Raw genomic sequence first — 4644 nt, 5'->3', positions numbered from 1 at the left:
ATCTCCGGCCAATAGATCCGGCTGCCGTCCACCGGGTTGCGATTCGCGCTGCCCATCAGGATGTCGGTATAGGCGGCCGCCACGTTGCTTGTCGGCTGGTCGATCCATTCGCCGGTGGCCACGTCGTAATCGGCGAGGATCGCTTCCGCGATGCAGTTGAACTCGTCGACCACGCCGTTCAGCTGGTCGGTGGCGCGGATCTCCAGCGCAAAGAGGGCATGCCCGTTGGCGGTGACCGGCGCCTCGTCGGTGAAGGTGCGCAGCGCCGTCCAGTGCGATTCGTTGAACACGTTGTCGGTGGAGGCGTCGGCGGTCAGGCGCTTCACCTGCACGTCGTATTGCCCGCGATCGACCTTCCACGCGCGGTTCGCGCGCACCACGGCGGTCGAATTGTCGGTGACGATGAAGTCCGGCGGGTTCACCGTGCCCGCGCTCATCTGCACCTTCCTGCCCCCGCTTCCTCCGGCAATGAGCGTGGGCACGAAGTGGCCGGCGGCGACATAGTCGGCCGGCCGCTCGTCCGTCAGCTGGTAGGCCTTGCTGGTGTCCGACGATACGGTCACCTTGCAGATCGGCTTGTTGCGGTATGGGTTGGCTGGCTCGGCGCCGATGATCGAGCTGCCGCTCACGATCGCGATCTTGCCGGAGATGTGGTCCAGCGAGACGCGATAGACCGTGGTCTGGTGGCGCGGCTGGCCGCGGTCGTTGCGCGGCTGCAGGACCGCCGGCCGCTTCAACTCCTTGGTCTCGCGCACGCCGAACGCCACCGGCTTGGTGACTGATTGCCAGGGACCGGCGCCGCCGCCGGTGTCCGTGGTGCGGTACTCGATGTCGAACTCCACCGTCTGCGGCTGCTTGTCGCCGGAGGAGTCGAACGCGGCCAGGCCGCGGAAGAAGCTGAAGTCGATCGAGATCTCGTCGGCGTCCGGCTCGGTCGTGCGCTGCTGCCATTCATTGAACTTGAGGAGGATGTTCAAGCCCTCCTCGTTGGGAATGCGCGTGTAGAGCGTCAGCGGCTCGTCGTCGGGGAAGCCCTGGCGGTATTCGTATTTGACGTCCTGGAAGTCGTCGATCGCCGTCTTGCCGATGCGGAAGTCCGAGAGCTTCAGAGGCCCATAGCCCAGGTCGAACAGGATGCGCAGGTAGGTGTCCTTGCCGCGGATCTCCGTGAAGGGCTTGGCGCCGTAATAGGGCGTGATGCGCATCTTGCCGTAGAGGCGCGGCACCACGCCGTAGGGATTGGCACGGTTCTTGATGCCCTGGATCGCCAGCGTCGGCGAATCCCGCCCCGACGTGCCGTTGAGATCCGCGAGCTTGGGCGTCGGCGCCGGGATGAACGCGTTCACCAGCAGGTTGCCGATTCCGAAGATGGCCGCACCGACCACTTGGCCGAGGGAGATGCCACCGAACAACGTGATGGCGTTGAGTCCGGCGAGCGCTGGAATCGCTACCGAGGCAGCCAACACCACCAGCTGCAGGATGAAACGCAGTGGATTCTTCTTGCCGCCGCCGAGTTGCGGCACTGTGGCGATATTGACGAGGTGCCCCGGCTTGGGTCGCACGCGATGCAGGATCTCGCGCGGCACCAAGTCGCCGGCGATCGACACGTGTGCGCAGCGGCGCAGCACCGCGTTCGGCTGGATGTCGTCCAGGATCTCGGCGAGCGTGGTGCCGGCTGGATAGCGCCGTGTGGTCAGATCACTTTTGAACGGACGGAGCTGCGCGACGACCTGGATACTGCCGTCGCCGGGTTCAATGACCTCGCCGTCTAGGTGCAGCCGCCCCGGTAGTAGATCGTGAAGGTGTCCGCCATCAGATCCTGCGTCTGCACCACCTTGCGTGATGTGATCGTGTAGCCGTTCGGGCAAAGCTGGCTGCTGGCGAGATACCGGTTCAGCCACTCCATCCTTTGTGCCTCGGCGCTTGGATCGTCCACCGGCCGCACGATGTTGTCGGCCTTTGCCTCGTAGCGGAACTCGCTGTCGCTCAGAGGTTCGAACTCCGTCAGGTAGTGTTGATTGGCACTCGTGCACCCCGCGACCGTCAGCGCGATCGGCACCAGAATCGACCAGCGCATCATGCCCTCCCGTGATGTCGTCGATCGGGCTCAAGGATGCACCAACCTTGGGTGGCGGTAAATCCCCACGATCCGCCGGCGCCACTGGCCGTCGATGTAGGACTCGCAGACGCTGTCTGTTCCCTCCTCGATGTGCAGCATGTGCCCACCGCCGGCGACCAGCGCGATGTGGCTCTCCGCACCATGCTGGCGGATCAGCAGCAGATCACCGGGGCGCTCGTCGCCGATCGGGCAGAGCCAGTAATCGTCGGTCAGGGCGGTCGGACGGACCGCTTGGTTGCGGTAGTAGGGCGCCTCTGCGATGACGGGCCAGGTGCCCTTTCCAGCCGCGATCAGCGCCGCGATGTTGGAGACGTCGCGCCGGCCGCAGCCCACATAGCCAGTATCGTGGAGCGGCGTGTCGCAGCCGAACACCTCCAGCAGAGGCAGGCGCACCAGGCCCCAGCAATCGACGCCAGCGCGATCGCGCCCCAGTTCCTTCCACGGCAAGCCGATGTAGGCACGTGCCCACGCCTGCGGCTGATCCGGCGGGGTTCCGCCCGCGCTCCCAGTCCGAGCGACGTGAGGGTTGGCGTCGCGGCTCACGTCGCGAGCATTTGAGAGGGCGGCAGCGAGCGAGCGGGCCATCTAAACGAGTCCTGGGTGACTAGCCGGCGTGAAGCTGTCGGCCGGAAATGGCTCGCTCAGCAGATCCTCGAACGCCAGCTCGCCCTCGAGCGTGGTGATGTCGCCCTCGGCGTTGCGAAGCGTGAATGCGTAGGGACCGGACTCGACGACGTCGGGCGTGGCAGCCAGCACGACCTCCAGTGTCACCTTTGGTGGCTGATCCGCCGGGATCGACTGCACGACCGCGACCAGCGTCTGGTCGATCACGTCCATGGTGAGGCGCACGCGCGCCTGCGTCTCGGGATCCTGGTCGGGCAGCGTGATCAGGAACGGCACGCCGCCGATGAACACGTTGCCCCGGCTGGTGATGTCGACTGTGTCGGAGCACACGCGCGCCGGTGGATTCAAGCTCGCATGCTCGATGGTCAGCAGCGCGACGACGATTTCATCCGTCTCTTGGCGGAAGGCGGCTTTGACGAATCGATGCGACGGCTGCTGGCTGTCTGGATTGAGGAGGAGAAGAAGGCTCACGCGCCGTCACTTCCAGACGAGGTTGATCACCAGCTCATTGGCAGCCACTGCGCCGGTGTCCGCGTCGGCGACGCCGGTCGTCGTTGCGAGCGCGATGCCGGTGCCGAACGCCATGCAGAACGGGCTCTGGTAAACGGCCTGGCCGCCCGTCGTGCCACCAGGGACGAGGATCGTCATCACAGGCACATCGGTGCCGACCGTCGGCGCGGCAGCCAGGTTGTAGAGCTTCACGAAGCGCGCGGCCGCGTTCGTGTTGCTGATGCTCCACCCGCACACTTGGCCAGCGCTCGCCTTCACCGACGTTGCGTTGGTAGTAGCGGCGGAGATCAGCTTCGTGACGGAAAGCCCCCCAGTCGCCGATGGCGTCGGTGCCGTGCGCAGCGCGCCATCGCTGGTGACGATCGCCGGCGTCGTCTGGTCTGCCGTGCCGTCGACCAGCTTGAACTTCTGGTAATGCACGTTGGAGACGTCGTCGGTCGCCACCGAAGCGCCCGAGCCCGGCGTGATCGAGGTGTTATCGGCGCCGAAGGCGAAGCTGGTCAGCAGCGCCAGCACCAGGCCGACGGCGGCGATGTCCGGCCAGAAACGGCGGCCGATCTCTTTCAACTTCATGGCAAGATCTCCAGGTTCATGCTGACTTCCCAAAGCTGTGCGCCGGGCAGCGGCCGGTCGCGCGGCGGCTCGTCGCCGATGAAGCGGAACGTCACGGTCGCCTGCGTCGGCGGATACACCCAGTCGAACGGAAGCGATCCCATGGCCAGCGTGTCGCGCCAGAACGCGTACAGCGTGGCCAGCTGCGTGCGGTCGACCTCGGTCAACGCCTTGAACGGCCGCGGCACTGCGGTGAAGCGCCGGCGCTGCTTGGCCGGCCCAGTGTCAGTCTGCGAGCGGATGGTGCCCACACCCCAATTGTGCTCGTAGCCATCGACCAGGACGTCCTGCGGCAGCGATGCTGGCCAAAGCGGGTTCGCCATCAGCGGCTCCTCCGGCTTAGTCCGTAGGTCGATTCCAGCGTCTGTGCGATGCTCTTCCGGCCGGCGATCTGGTCGTTCACCAGGCTGACGACCATGTCGACGATGGTGCGCCCGTCACTGGTCTGCCGCTGCTGAGCTTGCGTCTGGGAGCCGGGCGGCGTCGTCACGTTGATGACGACGTCGCCGCCGCCGTTGCGGCCGCCTACGGCGATCACGCCGAGGCGCCCTTGAGAGTCCCGCTCCAGGGGCAGCACGCCTTCCGGCCCGGCTTCGCCGCGTAGGCCGATGCCGCCGTTCGCCATCGGGAAGATTTCCGGCCGGTGGACCACGTGCCCCTTGGCCATCGGCACGACCCGGCCGGAGACGAACGCGTTGCCTTTCGCGCTGGCGGAGTCGAAGATGCTGTCCGCGATGCCCTCGAACAGATCGTTGACTGGCCCGGCGAACAGCTGCTGC

7 protein-coding genes are annotated in these 4644 nt (G+C 66.1%); all 7 read right to left on the bottom strand.

Going from position 1 to position 4644, the window contains the following annotated elements:
• A partial coding sequence (gpJ, locus tag DTX69_RS29785; RefSeq protein WP_284736161.1) for a TipJ family phage tail tip protein occupies window positions 1-1868 on the bottom strand: 1868 nt, incomplete at its 3' end.
• Window positions 1769-2080 (bottom strand): hypothetical protein, encoded by a 312-nt coding sequence (locus tag DTX69_RS29775; RefSeq protein WP_119305223.1) that lies wholly within the window; start codon window positions 2078-2080, stop codon window positions 1769-1771. The genes gpJ and DTX69_RS29775, both read right to left, overlap by 100 nt.
• 27 nt (window positions 2081-2107) lie before the next feature.
• Entirely contained in the window at window positions 2108-2704 is a 597-nt protein-coding gene (locus DTX69_RS29770) for an NlpC/P60 family protein (RefSeq protein WP_119305222.1), read from the bottom strand.
• Window positions 2705-3214 carry a DUF1833 family protein gene (locus DTX69_RS29765; RefSeq protein ID WP_119305221.1) on the bottom strand — a complete coding sequence of 170 codons (510 nt, stop codon included), beginning with the start codon at window positions 3212-3214 and terminating at the stop codon, window positions 2705-2707. It abuts the gene before it with no gap.
• Window positions 3215-3220: 6 nt separating this feature from the next.
• Window positions 3221-3826, bottom strand: coding sequence for a hypothetical protein (locus DTX69_RS29760; RefSeq protein WP_119305220.1), 606 nt, complete (start codon window positions 3824-3826; stop codon window positions 3221-3223).
• Window positions 3823-4188, bottom strand: a complete 366-nt coding sequence (locus DTX69_RS29755) for a hypothetical protein (protein WP_119305219.1) — start codon at window positions 4186-4188, stop codon at window positions 3823-3825. The genes DTX69_RS29760 and DTX69_RS29755 overlap by 4 nt, the downstream gene beginning before the upstream one ends.
• A partial coding sequence (locus DTX69_RS29750) for a phage tail tape measure protein (protein WP_162917699.1) occupies window positions 4188-4644 on the bottom strand: 457 nt, incomplete at its 5' end. The genes DTX69_RS29755 and DTX69_RS29750, both read right to left, overlap by 1 nt.

This window comes from Dongia deserti (assembly GCF_003574735.1).
Taxonomy (GTDB): Bacteria; Pseudomonadota; Alphaproteobacteria; order Dongiales; family Dongiaceae; genus Dongia_A; species Dongia_A deserti.
The sequence above is the reverse complement of the archived record's forward strand: the minus strand, read 5'-3'. Positions and strand labels throughout refer to the sequence as shown.

Bases quoted from the DNA above. Each gene is read 5' to 3' on its own strand.
- DTX69_RS29775 (WP_119305223.1), bottom strand. From the start codon at position 2,080: ATGATGCGCTGGTCGATTCTGGTGCCGATCGCGCTGACGGTCGCGGGG.
- DTX69_RS29770 (WP_119305222.1), bottom strand. From the start codon at position 2,704: ATGGCCCGCTCGCTCGCTGCCGCCCTCTCAAATGCTCGCGACGTGAGC.
- DTX69_RS29760 (WP_119305220.1), bottom strand. From the start codon at position 3,826: ATGAAGTTGAAAGAGATCGGCCGCCGTTTCTGGCCGGACATCGCCGCC.
- DTX69_RS29755 (WP_119305219.1), bottom strand. From the start codon at position 4,188: ATGGCGAACCCGCTTTGGCCAGCATCGCTGCCGCAGGACGTCCTGGTC.